This is a genomic window from Klebsiella michiganensis, assembly GCF_015139575.1.
Lineage (GTDB): Bacteria > Pseudomonadota > Gammaproteobacteria > Enterobacterales > Enterobacteriaceae > Klebsiella > Klebsiella michiganensis.
In genome coordinates, this window is record NZ_AP022547.1 from 3,553,300 (window position 1) to 3,566,651 (window position 13,352).

The 13,352-nt window shown below is 55.2% G+C and carries 14 protein-coding genes and 1 pseudogene; 5 read left to right on the forward strand and 10 right to left on the reverse strand.

What is annotated here, in order from left to right; all coding sequences use genetic code 11:
* Positions 1-198 precede the first annotated feature (198 nt).
* From potA to potD, 4 genes are read left to right on the forward strand one after another with little or no spacing between them, the layout of a single operon-like run.
* Positions 199-1,335, forward strand: coding sequence for a spermidine/putrescine ABC transporter ATP-binding protein PotA (gene potA, locus JLG71_RS16705; protein ID WP_046876576.1), 1,137 nt, complete (start codon positions 199-201; stop codon positions 1,333-1,335).
* Entirely contained in the window at positions 1,319-2,176 is an 858-nt protein-coding gene (potB, locus tag JLG71_RS16710; protein WP_004849963.1) for a spermidine/putrescine ABC transporter permease PotB, read from the forward strand. The genes potA and potB overlap by 17 nt, the downstream gene beginning before the upstream one ends.
* The gene (gene potC, locus JLG71_RS16715; protein ID WP_004849960.1) at positions 2,173-2,958 is read left to right on the forward strand and encodes a spermidine/putrescine ABC transporter permease PotC; all 786 of its coding nucleotides are present in this window, start codon (positions 2,173-2,175) and stop codon (positions 2,956-2,958) included. The genes potB and potC overlap by 4 nt, the downstream gene beginning before the upstream one ends.
* A complete protein-coding gene (gene potD / locus JLG71_RS16720; RefSeq protein WP_049103777.1) occupies positions 2,955-4,001 on the forward strand; it encodes a spermidine/putrescine ABC transporter substrate-binding protein PotD in 1,047 nt (348 codons plus the stop codon). The genes potC and potD overlap by 4 nt, the downstream gene beginning before the upstream one ends.
* A gap of 56 nt (positions 4,002-4,057) precedes the next feature.
* On the opposite strand, the gene JLG71_RS16725 is transcribed toward potD, so the two are convergent.
* The 5 genes and pseudogenes from JLG71_RS16725 to JLG71_RS16745 all read right to left on the reverse strand — a co-directional run bounded on the left by JLG71_RS16725 (position 4,058) and on the right by JLG71_RS16745 (position 7,047).
* Positions 4,058-4,339 (reverse strand): hypothetical protein, encoded by a 282-nt coding sequence (locus tag JLG71_RS16725; RefSeq protein ID WP_004131449.1) that lies wholly within the window; start codon positions 4,337-4,339, stop codon positions 4,058-4,060.
* A gap of 212 nt (positions 4,340-4,551) precedes the next feature.
* Positions 4,552-4,731: pseudogene (locus tag JLG71_RS16730) on the reverse strand (hypothetical protein); the annotation flags it as partial.
* Positions 4,732-5,034: 303 nt separating this feature from the next.
* Positions 5,035-6,297 carry a PTS ascorbate transporter subunit IIC gene (locus JLG71_RS16735; protein WP_200913697.1) on the reverse strand — a complete coding sequence of 421 codons (1,263 nt, stop codon included), beginning with the start codon at positions 6,295-6,297 and terminating at the stop codon, positions 5,035-5,037.
* A gap of 31 nt (positions 6,298-6,328) precedes the next feature.
* Positions 6,329-6,595: a PTS sugar transporter subunit IIB gene (locus JLG71_RS16740; protein WP_025106924.1), complete on the reverse strand. Its 267-nt coding sequence runs from the start codon at positions 6,593-6,595 to the stop codon at positions 6,329-6,331.
* Between the two features lie 11 nt (positions 6,596-6,606).
* Positions 6,607-7,047, reverse strand: coding sequence for a PTS sugar transporter subunit IIA (locus JLG71_RS16745; protein ID WP_200913699.1), 441 nt, complete (start codon positions 7,045-7,047; stop codon positions 6,607-6,609).
* 231 nt (positions 7,048-7,278) lie between these two features.
* On the opposite strand from JLG71_RS16745, the gene JLG71_RS16750 reads away from it, so the two are divergent.
* Positions 7,279-8,337, forward strand: a complete 1,059-nt coding sequence (locus tag JLG71_RS16750; RefSeq protein ID WP_025106922.1) for a LacI family DNA-binding transcriptional regulator — start codon at positions 7,279-7,281, stop codon at positions 8,335-8,337.
* A 4-nt stretch (positions 8,338-8,341) separates the two neighbouring features.
* On the opposite strand, the gene cobB is transcribed toward JLG71_RS16750, so the two are convergent.
* From cobB to lolC, 5 genes are read right to left on the reverse strand one after another with little or no spacing between them, the layout of a single operon-like run.
* Complete coding sequence (cobB, locus tag JLG71_RS16755; protein ID WP_047724090.1) at positions 8,342-9,166, reverse strand: Sir2 family NAD+-dependent deacetylase; 825 nt, start codon at positions 9,164-9,166, stop codon at positions 8,342-8,344.
* 14 nt (positions 9,167-9,180) lie between these two features.
* On the reverse strand, positions 9,181-10,092 hold the full coding sequence (gene nagK / locus JLG71_RS16760; protein ID WP_025106920.1) for an N-acetylglucosamine kinase: 912 nt from the start codon (positions 10,090-10,092) through the stop codon (positions 9,181-9,183).
* 48 nt (positions 10,093-10,140) lie between these two features.
* Positions 10,141-11,385, reverse strand: a complete 1,245-nt coding sequence (gene lolE / locus JLG71_RS16765) for a lipoprotein-releasing ABC transporter permease subunit LolE (protein ID WP_014228856.1) — start codon at positions 11,383-11,385, stop codon at positions 10,141-10,143.
* Positions 11,385-12,086 (reverse strand): lipoprotein-releasing ABC transporter ATP-binding protein LolD, encoded by a 702-nt coding sequence (lolD, locus tag JLG71_RS16770; RefSeq protein WP_014228855.1) that lies wholly within the window; start codon positions 12,084-12,086, stop codon positions 11,385-11,387. Before lolD ends, lolE begins: the two co-directional genes overlap by 1 nt.
* Positions 12,079-13,278: a lipoprotein-releasing ABC transporter permease subunit LolC gene (gene lolC / locus JLG71_RS16775; RefSeq protein ID WP_200913701.1), complete on the reverse strand. Its 1,200-nt coding sequence runs from the start codon at positions 13,276-13,278 to the stop codon at positions 12,079-12,081. Before lolC ends, lolD begins: the two co-directional genes overlap by 8 nt.
* Positions 13,279-13,352 lie beyond the last annotated feature (74 nt).

Genomic DNA, 13,352 nt, shown 5'->3' on the forward strand with positions numbered 1-13,352 from the left:
GTCAGGTCATTTTTAGCCCGGCAAATGAGAATTTAATACATTTCACACGATAATGTTGTAAAGGTAGTTCATCATGGCGCATCAATCATTGGCGATTACAATCGTTTGCCGTAGAATGCTCGGCCTTATTATTTTATGTGCAAAACCAAAGGTGGTTAACCACAAACCCCGCATCGGTAAGCTTTCCGCTGCGTCTACATGGGACAGAGTCGAAAATTGAATACACAACCGCGTTCGCGTTCTCCGCTGGTTCAGCTGGCGGGAATTCGCAAAAGCTTTGATGGTAAAACGGTTATCTCCGACCTCAATCTGACCATCAACAACGGTGAGTTTCTCACCCTGCTTGGCCCCTCTGGCTGCGGTAAAACAACCGTTCTTCGTCTTATCGCCGGACTGGAAAGCGTCGATAGCGGCCAAATCCATCTCGAAGATCACGATATCACCCATATCCCGGCGGAAAACCGCCATGTGAACACCGTCTTTCAAAGCTATGCGCTGTTTCCGCACATGACGGTGTTTGAAAACGTCGCCTTCGGCCTGCGTATGCAGAAAACCCCGACGGTGGACATCGCGCCCCGCGTCCACGATGCCCTGCGCATGGTGCAGCTTGAAGCGTTTGCTCAACGTAAACCGCATCAGCTGTCCGGCGGCCAGCAGCAGCGCGTGGCGATTGCCCGCGCGGTGGTGAACAAACCGCGCCTGCTGCTGCTTGATGAATCCCTCTCCGCCCTTGATTATAAACTGCGCAAGCAGATGCAGAACGAACTGAAGGCGCTACAGCGTAAGCTCGGCATCACCTTCGTCTTCGTGACCCACGATCAGGAAGAAGCGCTGACCATGTCCGACCGTATCGTGGTGATGCGCGAGGGTAAAATCGAGCAGGACGGTACGCCGCGCGAAATCTACGAAGAACCGAAAAACCTGTTCGTCGCCAGCTTTATCGGCGAAATCAACATTTTCAGCGCTACGGTCATTGAACGGATTGACGATCGGCGGGTGCGCGCCAGCGTCGAAGGCCGCGAGTGCAATATCTACGTCAACTTCGCCGTTGAAAAAGGCCAGCGGCTTAACGTTCTGCTGCGCCCGGAAGACCTGCGCGTGGACGAGATCCACGACAGTAATGACGCCGATGGCCTGATAGGCTATATCCGCGAACGCAACTATAAAGGCATGACGCTGGAATCGGTGGTTGAACTGGAAAACGGTAAAATGGTGATGGTCAGCGAATTCTTTAATGAAGACGATCCTGATTTTGACCACTCTCTCGACCAGAAAATGGCCATTAACTGGGTAGAAAGCTGGGAGGTTGTGCTGGCCGATGAAGAACACCAGTAAATTCCAGAATGTGGCGATCGCCACCATCGTGGGCTGGCTTGTGCTGTTTGTCTTTCTGCCCAACCTGATGATCATCGCCACCAGCTTTCTGACCCGCGACGATACCAACTTCGTCAAGCTGGTCTTTACGCTGGACAACTACGCGCGCCTGCTCGACCCGCTCTACTACGACGTGCTGCTGCATTCGTTAAATATGGCGCTGCTGGCGACGCTGGCCTGCCTGGCGCTCGGCTACCCTTTCGCCTGGTTCCTGGCCAGGCTACCGGAGAAGGTGCGCCCGCTGATGCTGTTTCTGCTGATCGTGCCGTTCTGGACCAATTCGCTGATTCGTATCTACGGCCTGAAGATTTTCCTCAGCACCAAGGGCTACCTTAATGAATTTTTGCTGTGGCTGGGTATCATCGATACGCCGCTGCGCATCATGTACACCCCTTCGGCGGTGATTATCGGCCTGGTCTATATTCTGCTGCCGTTTATGGTGATGCCGCTCTACTCGAGCATCGAGAAGCTCGACCGCCCGCTGCTGGAAGCGGCAAAAGACCTTGGCGCCGGTAAGCTACAAACCTTTATCCGTATCATCATTCCGCTGACCATGCCGGGGATTATCGCCGGCTGCCTGCTAGTGATGCTTCCGGCCATGGGGCTGTTCTACGTTTCCGACCTGATGGGCGGCGCGAAGAACCTGCTGATTGGTAACGTGATTAAGAGCCAGTTCCTCAACATCCGCGACTGGCCGTTTGGCGCGGCGACCAGCATCACGCTTACGCTGGTGATGGGTCTGATGCTGCTGATTTACTGGCGCGCGGCGCGTTTACTGAATAAAAAGGTGGAGCTGGAATGATCGGTCGACTGCTGCGCGGCGGCTTTATGACCGCTATTTACGCGTATCTCTATATTCCCATTATTATTCTGATCGTTAACTCGTTTAACAGTTCACGCTTTGGCATTAACTGGCAGGGTTTTACCACCAACTGGTATAGCCTGCTGATGAACAACGACAGCCTGCTGCAGGCGGCGCAGCACTCGCTGACCATGGCGGTGCTCTCGGCGACCTTCGCTACGCTTATCGGCTCGCTGACCGCCGTGGCGCTGTACCGCTATCGCTTTCGCGGCAAGCCGTTCGTCAGCGGGATGCTGTTTGTGGTGATGATGTCGCCGGATATCGTGATGGCGATTTCGCTGCTGGTGCTGTTTATGCTGATCGGTATTCAGCTGGGATTCTGGTCGCTGCTGTTTTCCCACATCACCTTTTGCCTGCCCTTCGTGGTGGTCACGGTATTTTCGCGCCTGAAAGGTTTTGACGTGCGGATGCTGGAAGCAGCGAAAGATCTCGGCGCCAGCGAACTGACCATTCTGCGAAAGATCATTTTGCCGCTGGCGCTGCCCGCGGTGGCCGCAGGGTGGCTGCTGAGCTTTACCCTGTCGATGGATGATGTGGTGGTCTCTTCATTCGTCACCGGGCCGGGTTATGAGATCCTACCGCTGAAGATCTATTCGATGGTTAAAGTTGGGGTATCGCCGGAGGTTAATGCGCTGGCGACCATTCTGTTGGTTCTGTCGCTGGTGATGGTTATTGCCAGCCAGATAATTGCACGTGATAAAACTCAGGGGACGTTAAAATGAAAAAATGGTCACGCCACCTGCTCGCTGCGGGCGCTCTGGCAGTTGGTATGAGCGCCGCGCACGCGGACGATAGCAAAACGCTCTATTTCTACAACTGGACCGAGTATGTCCCGCCGGGGCTGCTGGAACAGTTCACCAAAGAGACCGGCATCAAGGTGATCTATTCGACCTACGAGTCGAACGAAACCATGTACGCCAAGCTCAAAACCTATAAAGACGGCGCCTACGATCTGGTCGTGCCTTCCACCTACTTCGTCGACAAAATGCGTAAAGAGGGCATGCTGCAGAAGATCGACAAGAGCAAACTGAGCAACTTCAGCAATCTTGACCCTGAAATGCTCAACAAACCGTTCGACCCCAACAACGACTACTCCATTCCGTACATCTGGGGCGCGACGGCCATTGGGGTGAATAGCGAAGAGATCGATCCGAAGACCGTCACCAGCTGGGCGGATCTGTGGAAACCCGAGTATAAGAGCAGCCTGCTGCTGACCGACGACGCGCGCGAAGTGTTCCAGGTCGCACTGCGTAAACTGGGCTACTCCGGTAATACCACCGATCCGAAAGAGATTGAAGCGGCCTATAACGAGCTGAAAAAACTGATGCCGAACGTCGCGGCGTTCAACTCCGATAACCCGGCGAACCCGTATATGGAAGGCGAGGTCAACCTCGGCATGGTGTGGAATGGCTCCGCGTGGGTTGCGCGTCAGGCCGGTACGCCGCTGGAAATCGTATGGCCGAAAGAAGGCGGCATCTTCTGGATGGATAGCCTGTCGATTCCGGCAAACGCCAAAAACGTCGATGGCGCGCTGAAGCTGATCAACTTCCTGCTGCGCCCGGAAGTGGCTAAACAGGTCGCGGAAACCATCGGCTACCCGACGCCAAACCTTGCCGCGCGGAAGATGCTAAGCCCGGAAGTCGCCAACGATAAATCGCTCTACCCGGACGCCGCAACGATTCAGAAAGGCGAATGGCAGAACGATGTCGGCAGCGCCAGTACGCTTTATGAAGAGTATTATCAGAAGCTGAAGGCGGGTCGTTAATCACCTCACAGGTCGGGTAGCATGGTGCTTACCCGACCGCTTCGGGAAGTGCGTTTCTAGCTTCTCAACGGATGAATTCTTGATTTAACCAGCGCGTCTTCAACGTCAAAATCGGCCAGGGGATAGTTGGTCGCCACCAGATAAAATCGCCCATCCTGCGCCGGATATTCATGGACGTTGTAGTTCACCATTTTTGGCTGCTCGGCAGAGGCGTCTCCCCGGACGGAACAGGCGGCGTATTTCGAACGGACCCGGAGAGAGTGGCTTTTAATATCCCTGTGGATTTCGCCGTGATGCTCGTCGCCGAGGATCAGGTAGTCAACATATTCAGTGGCCATGGAGTTATTCCTTCTCTGTTGTCCGAGTGAAGAAACATGCCACAAATGTCTGTCTGATACTGTTTTGTTAATCACAGCGTTACATATATGTGAAATATATTAACGGCCAAATTAATACCAGCGCTGCCGCTTTGGCAACGGTGTCATGCACGGTGAAGCCAAACTCTTCAAACAGCGGATCCGCCGGCGCAGACTCACCGAAGCTGGTCATGCCAACGATCGCGGTCGCTCCAGGACAGGTTCTGCGGATTACGATTCAGGAAAGCACGCCACAGGACTTCGGCAATGTCAGCCACACCCATCGGGGCACCCGGGTGAACGGTTTTGGCTTGCTGTACTGCGTTCATGCTCAGCGTACGAATAGCGTTAGCAAGTTCACATCTTGCGAACATCATACTGCTCCTGGCAGACAGAAAGGTTACAGCGTCCCCAACGCAACTGCGGCAATGCGGGCAAACAGAAAGCCGGACCGGTTAAATAGACCTCTGCTTAAACCCGTATTGACGTGCCGATTGAGGACGCTGTAAATTTTATGCGTTAACCTCACCCTCGAAGAGAGTCATCCTGTTATCCCAGGCGTAGCCGGGCTCAGTACCACGCCGCAGCGGAATAATCTCTTCCGGGTGGTTAACCATCAGATGCACATCAACGAGGGTGAAAACTGAGCAGCCGTATCCCTCCGCCAAAAAAATCAATTAATTAAACCAGGCCACAACGTGTCCGAGCACGATGCCAACCACGCCAAAGTCCGCATCACCGAAAGTGGTGGATGCAAAGCCCAGGTCGCCCATCAGCGGCAGCAGAATGGCGGGTAAGAAAGAAATCAGTAAGCCTTGTGCAAACGCGCCAACAATGGCGCCACGGCGGCCGCCGCAGATATTGCCGTATACGCCCGCGGTTGCGCCGCAGAAGAAGTGCGGAACCAGGCCGGGAACAATCACGCTGAGGCCAAACAGTGGACACAGGAACATGCTTACCAGACCAGCGGCAAAACTCGACAAGAAGCCGACGATGACCGCATTCGGCGCGAACGGGAATACCGTTGGGCAATCAAGCGCCGGTTTAGCGTCTTTGACCAGCTTATCGGCAATACCTTTAAAGGCCGGGACGATTTCGGCAATCACCATGCGTACGCCGGCAAGAATGATCCATACCCCGGCGGCAAAGGTTAGCGACTGAATAATGGCGAAGATAATGAAGTTCTGACCGCCGCTAATGCTGGTTTCAACAAAGGTTTTCCCCGCCACCAGTACCAGAATCAGGAACAGAATCATCATAGTCAGCGAGATGGCCACCGATGAATCACGCAGAAAGTTCAGCGATTTCGGTACCTTCAATTCTTCAATCGACGGGCTGCCTTTACCTATCGCTTTACCGACCAGCGCCGACAGCAGATAGCCGGTGGAACCAAAGTGTCCCAGAGCCAGATCGTCAGTGCCGGTAATTTTACGGGTAAAGGGCTGCAGGATTGCCGGGGAAACCACCATCATCGCGCCGAGGATCGCCGCGCCGAGAGCAACAACCCAGAAAGGCGTCAGGCCGCCAACGGACAGGATCACTGCCAGCATTGCCGACATATACAGCGTATGGTGACCGGTCAAAAAGATATATTTCAGCGGAGTAATGCGCGCCAGAACGATGTTAAACAGCATCCCCAGCACCATGATCATCGCGGTCGCCGTACCGTAGTTTTTTTGCGCCAGCGCGGCCATCGCATCGGTGTTGGGCACCACGCCCTGAATATGGAATGAATGTTCAAACAGCTGGCTAAATGTTGTTAACGTCGTGGCAATAATCGCCGCCCCTGATGTTAATATGACGAAACCCATAATCGTTTTCAGGGTCCCGGAAATAACATCAGAGATAGCCTTTTTCTGTAATAGCAAACCAATTAAAGAAAAAAGACCGACCAGTATTGCTGGTGTGCCAAGCACATCATGAATAATAAACTGCAGCATAGAATGACTCCGTAGGGCCACAAGGAATTAATTAAAGGTTAGCCACAAGAATTTCTTTAATTTTATTATTATCCAGCAGGTTATTTAAACCAAAAACCTGAGCGCTGTGCCCGGTCAGGTGCTCAGCGATATCTTTAGCGCTTAAAATAATATCTGCAGATTCGCTTTTTGCCGAAGTGAGATCGGTATGCGAGACTTCAGCCTCTTTACCTAACTCAGTAATGATTTTTTTGACGTTCATTTCAACAATGAAGCTGCTGCCTAAGCCATTACCGCATACAATCAAAATTTTCTTCATCACAAACCTCATTAGCCATTGATAATATTGTTTATTTTTTCTTTCGTCGATGCCTTAAGCAGGCCATCAAGACGCGCTTCGTCGCAGAAAATTTCCGCCAGCGCGGTAATCATTCGGATATGTTCATCGCCAGAAACCGCGCATAGCATAATCACGACAAAAATGGGATCATTTTCATCAGCATCAAAAGAAACGCCTTCCTTTATGTGCAGTAAGGATAACCCATTTTTTTTAGCCCCCTGCTCCGGGCGTGCGTGAGGCATTGCCAGACCGGGGGCTAAAACATAATACGGACCTAATTCTTCATGGCTAAGAAAAATAGCTTCAACATAGTTTTCATTAATTGATTCATCGGCTAGCAAAGGCTGCGCAGAAATAGTAATCGCCTGTTTCCAGTCGCTGACGCTATCAACTATTTGAATCTTCCTTTCTGTTAACCAGGTGGAAATCATAAATCCCCCGCTCTATTTCAATGTGGGCCTACTATAGTGGAATACTTTCCGGACTTACCGTGATCTGTATCGCAAAGTTAGCGCTAACACGATAAAATGTTAAAATACTTGTTACCGCTAACTTTATTAACCATACTCCTGGTGAGCTTTACGCATGAGCATTAGTAGTGCCCTGGTCGCTCGCCATCATTTACAATAGACCGGTGCGATTGGGTAAACAGGAGGAAATCAGTGCAGACGTTACAAACGGATGACGGCGCAAAAGAAAAACGCAGAAAGAACACCGGCAAAATCACGCTGGCAGAAGTCGCAAAGCTGGTGGGCGTCAGTACTATGACCGTATCCCGCGCGTTACGTATGCCTGAAAAGGTCAACCCAGAACTACGCACGCGCATCGAAGCCGCGGTCAGCGAACTCGGCTATGTGCCCAATTTGCAGGCCCGAAGCCTGGCTTCAGCGGACTCAACGCTGGTTATGGGCGTTGTCCCCTCTTTTTCATCGCCCGGTTTTATCGCCGCCTCGGAAACGCTACAAACCGTCCTCGCGCCGCAGGGCTATACCATGATGTTTATCGAATCTGGTCAGGGCGGGCAAAGTGAAGAGAAGGCTTTTCGGCAGATGCTGGCCTATAATCCGGCGGCAATCGTTCAGTTCAATATCGATAACGTTGACAGCTGTTCGCAGATGCTGATGAATGCCGGTATACCGATGGTAGAAATCGGCGCGATTAACCACGAAACGGCCGGTATTAGCATTGGGGTAGACTACTCCGCCGCGCTAAAAAAACTGGTCTCATCGCTGGCACAGGCGGGCTATAAAAACCTTGGTTTACTCTGCACGGCGTCAAACAACATCATGTTCAGGCAGGTATTAAGCGGCTGGAATAGTGCAATGCTCTCAATCAACCACTCTCCGCACCGGGTAGTGACGCCGCATTTACCTTCAGGGATCACCACCGGTTTCAATCTGCTGAATGATATTCGCATCACCTGGCCAGAGCTGGATGCGCTGATCTGTACCTCGGACGAGCTGGCCTGCGGCTGTATTATGGCCTGTCATAACGCGGGAATTAAGGTTCCGGATACCCTGGCGTTGGCCAGCCTTAGCGGCGGTACGCTTGCCGCGGTCTGCTCGCCGGCGTTAACTGCGGTAGAGTTTCCATGGAGCGAGGCGGGAACCGTTGCTGGTAAAACGCTGCTGGATTTACTGGCTGGAAATACGCTGGAGAGCGCCATTGAGCTCCCCTCCAGCCTGAAGGTCCGCGCCAGCAGCAGAAAGCCGCTGCGCTAAAACGTTAAAACGCTTTCAGTAGCTTGCCTATAAACTCCGGCACCACTTCGCTTGCCAGTCCATAGTGTTTTTCGGCAAATTCGCTGCCCACCTGGCTTGGCTCGAGGTTGAGCTCTACCGTATGGGCGCCCTGCAGCCGCGCTTCGTGAACAAAGCCTGCCGCCGGATAAACGTGCCCGGAAGTGCCGATGGCGATAAAGATATCGCACTCGGCCAGCGCAAGGTAGATCTCATCCATATCCAGCGGCATCTCGCCGAACCACACCACGTGCGGGCGCAGCGGCGCGGGAAACTGGCAACAGTGACACTTATCTTCCGTCGTCACATCACCGGTCCACGCCAGCACCTGGCCGCTCCACGAACAGCGCACCTTCAGCAGCTCGCCGTGCATATGGATCACCCGACGGTTGCCCGCGCGCTCGTGCAGATTATCGATATTCTGGGTCACCAGCAGAAAACGATCGCCCAGCGCCTCTTCCAGCCGCGCCAGCGCCTGATGCGCCGCGTTGGGCACGATGTCCGGTCCTTGCAGCTGGCGGCGGCGGTCATTGTAAAACGCCTGCACCAGCGCCGGATCGCGGGCGAAGCCTTCCGGCGTCGCCACGTCTTCCACCCTATGCTCTTCCCACAGGCCATCGGCGGCGCGGAAGGTTTTAATTCCCGACTCTGCCGAAATACCCGCGCCGGTGAGCACCACGACTCTTGGTTTTTCCATCGTTTCAGGGGTCTCCTTATCTTCGCCGAAGAAAATCCGCTGACGCAGACGGTCTCGTAACCGACGCTTATTGCGGCGAAATCGGCTTAATCGATGTAAGCGGCGCGACTGCATAGCTACCTCTGTCGTTATTGAGTCAGATGAAGGAAGGCCGCACCGCGCATGCCTCCGGCATCGCCATGGCGCGCACGCTCAATGCGCGGCACGCTGGCAACGGGAAGCAGATGTCGCGGCAGGCGCTGCGCCAGCCCTTCGGTTATTGCTGTAAAGTTAGACAATCCACCGCCAAGCACCAGCAGATCCGGGTCGACAATCGTTAAAATATTGCCCAGGCATACCGCCAGTAAATCGAGATAGCGCTCGACGTGCTCGCGCGCCTTCGCGTCGCCCTGCTGCCATAGCGCGACGATCTCGGGCGAGGTTAAAGCATGTTGGTAAAAATGTTCATACAGCCAGGCGAAGCCGCGTCCGGAAAGGTAGTTTTCAATGCAGCCCAGCTGGCCGCAGCCGCAGCGCGTAAGCGGAAAATCGCGCCCCACCACCTCCAGCGCATCCACCGGCAGGCGGATATGGCCGAATTCGCCGGTAATATAGCGATGCCCGGTAATCGATTTTCCGTTGAGCACCAGCCCCCCGCCAACCCCGGTGCCGAGGATCATCCCCATCACCAGTGGATATTGGGTGAACTCGTCATCCCACGCTTCGGAGAGGGCAAAACAGTTGGCGTCGTTATCAAGCCGCACATCGCGGCCCAGACGTTCGCTCAGATCGGCCCGCAGCCGCCTGCCGCTGGCGGCGGGCACGTTGGCGGCGTAGAGCGTGCCGTCTTCCGTCTCCGGCATGCCCGGAATACCGATGCCCACCGAGCCCTGGCAGCCGAAGCGCTGGTCGGCTTCTTCAACCAGCTCCTCTACCGCCTGCAAAAATGCTTCGTAGCTCTCTTTCGGCGTGGCGACGCGTTTTTCCCACTGCAGCCGCCGCGCTTTATCAAATACGCCCAGCGCTATCTTGCTGCCGCCAATGTCAAATCCATAGTACATTTCAGCAATTCCTCTTTACTGGTCAGCAAAGCCGACCATGACGATAAATTACTGGCCACTCAGCACCCTCGCCGGGTCAATGCGGCTGGCGCGGCGGGCGGGATACCAGCTGGCCAGCAAACTCAGCAACAGTGCCGTCACCAGCACGTAAACGACGTCCAGCCAGTGCAGTTCAGACGGCAGGAAGTCAATAAAATAGATGTCGCCGGAGAGGAATTTATGCCCGATCAGGTTCTCAATACCGTTAATGATTGCGGTCAGCTTAAAGGCGCAGATAACGCCAATCGCCACCCCAATCAGGCTCCCTACCGAACCGGCAAGTAAACCATACCATACGAAAATCGCGCGGATCAGCCCGTCTTTTGCGCCAAGCGTGCGCAGCACCGCAATATCGCCGCTTTTATCCTTCACCGCCATCACCAGGGTCGAGACGATGTTAAAGCAGGCCACGCCAATCACCAGCACCATCGCCAGGTACATAATGGCGCGGATCATCTGAATGTCCCGGTACATATAGCCGTAGGTGCCTATCCAGCTCTTGATATAAACGTAGCTATTGGTCACCTGGCCCGCATCGCGTACCAGGGTGTTGGCATGAAACACGTCGGTCACTTTGATGGCGATCCCCGTCACGCTGCTGCCCATATCAAGGTACTGCTGCGCATCCTGCATGGGAATCATGGCAAAACTATGATCGAGCTGACCGCTTAGCTGCAAAATACCGGCGACGTGAAGCCTGACGCGCTTTGGCTGCAGCAGCTGATGCTCGGCATCGGAGTTAGGGATCATAATTGACACCCAGTCCCCCTGCTTAACGTGCAGGGCATCGGCGACGCCTTTACCAAGGATCACCTGCTGTTCGCCGGCTTTAAAGCTGGCCCACGCATTGTTCTGCACAAAGTTGGGCAGCGAACTGAGACGGCTCTCCTGCTGCGGGTCAACGCCTTTCACCTGGATGGCGCGCATATTACTGCCGCTCTCCACCAGCCCGGTGAAGTTAATATATGGCGCCGCGGCAACGATGCCTTTGACCTTCTCAACCTTCGCCAGCGCCTCGTTCCAGTTGTTCCACGGCTGGTTCACCGGTTCAATCTCACCGTGCGGGACCACCGCCAGAATGCGGTTGTTGAGCTCGCGTTCAAAGCCGTTCATCGCGCTCAGGCCAACGATCAACACCGCCACGCCCAGCGCGATACCGATCGTCGAAATAACCGAAATCAGCGACACCATCCCACCGCGCCGCCGTCCACGGCTGAAGCGCAGGGCAATCAATAACGATAACGGAGAAGCCATTACTCAGCCCCCATCAGGGAGAGTTCGGCTGTCAGGCGCCCGTCGCGCATCTCCAGCTGGCGGCTCATGCGTTTTGCCAGCTGCAGGTCGTGGGTCACCACCAGGAAGGCGGTACGCTGCGCCACGTTCAGCTCGCCAAGCAGCTGAAAAATGCTGTCGGCGTTGCGGGCGTCAAGGTTACCGGTGGGCTCGTCCGCCAGCACCAGGCGCGGTTTATTGACCAGCGCGCGGGCAATCGCAACGCGCTGACGCTCGCCGCCGGAGAGCTCCGACGGACGGTGGTCGCTGCGGTGCTCAAGCCCGACGGCGCGCAGCATCGCTTTCGCCTGCCGCTCGATATCCGCCGCCTTCTGCTTACCAATCAGCAGCGGCATCGCCACGTTTTCCAGCGCGGTGAAATCCGGTAAGAGGTGGTGAAACTGATAGATAAAGCCCAGTTCGCGGTTGCGCAGATCGGCGCGGGCGGCGGCGGAGAGCTGGCTCATCGGCTGGCCGGAAAAGATAACGTCGCCGGAGGTCGGCGTATCCAGCCCGCCAAGCAGATGCAGCAGCGTACTTTTGCCGGAACCGGAGGTACCGACAATCGCCATCATCTCGCCCTCCTCAATGCTGAAGCTGACATCATGCAACACGTCGGTTTGCACGGTGCCTTCCTGATAGCGTTTGCACAGGTTGTCGCATTGCAGCAGGATCTTATTCATAACGTAAAGCCTCAGCGGGTTGAGTGGCGGCAGCGCGCCATGAAGGATACAACGTAGAGAGTAATGCCAGCACCATTGCCACCAGGGCAATCACAATGACCTGCAGCGGCTCAATGGCCACCGGCAGCGCGGCGCCGTCGAGGAACGCGCCGATAATCGGCATCAAATTATTCAGCTGGCTGGCCAGCAGCGCGCCCAGCCCGGCGCCAAGCAGCGCGCCGACGATCCCGGCGCTGGCCCCCTGAACCATAAAGACCAGCATGATCTGCCGCGGCGTCAGGCCGAGGGTCTGGAGAATCGCCACCTCGCCCTGCTTTTCCATCACCATCATTCCCAGAGAGGTAATGATGTTAAAGGCGGCGACGGCGACGATCAGGCTCAGCAGCAGGCCCATCATATTTTTTTCCATCCGCACGGCCTGGAACAGTTCGCCTTTACGCTCGCGCCAGTCCTGCCATTTGGTCCCTTCCGGCAGCGTCTGCTGGCTGAGGGTATCCACCTGTAAAGGCTGATTCAGCCACAGCCGCCAGCCGGTAATATTTCCCTGCGGGTAGCGCATCAGGCGCGAGGCGTCGTCGATGTTGGTCAACATTTGATAACCATCGACTTCACTGCTGGCCGCAAAGGTACCGATCACGTTAAACAGGCGCTGGCTGGGAAGCCGCCCCATCGGGGTAAACTGGCTGGCGGAAGGCACCATCACGCGGATTTGATCGCCGCGATTGACGCCCAGCTGTCCTGCCAGCTGTTCACCCAGGATGACGTTATACTTGCCGGCCTGCAGATCGCCCTGCTTGACGTTAACCAGGTAGGACGTCAGGGGATCTTTTTGCGCCGGGTCGATGCCGAGCATCACGCCGACCGCCACGCTGCGGGCGCTTTGCAGCACCACATCGCCGGTGGTCAGCGGCGCCACGCGGGTGACCCCCTGTAATCTGGCCGCGCTTTCCGGCAGCTGTTGCGGGTTTACAGACCCCTGCTTGGCGCTAAGAATGGCCTGCGGCATCAGCCCCAGGATGTTGTTTTGCAGCTCGCGTTCAAAGCCGTTCATCACCGAAAGAACGGTCACCAGCGCCATCACGCCAAGCGTAATGCCGATGGTCGAAAGCCAGGAGACGAAACGACCGAAGCGGTCGGCTGCGCGCCCACGCATATAGCGAAGGCCGATAAAGAGTGCGGCAGGTTGATACATGTAATCCATCTGATTGCTGATAGCCGATGCCCGAGTATATAAGCGATTATGGGCAGCGTAAATGACTGATACCT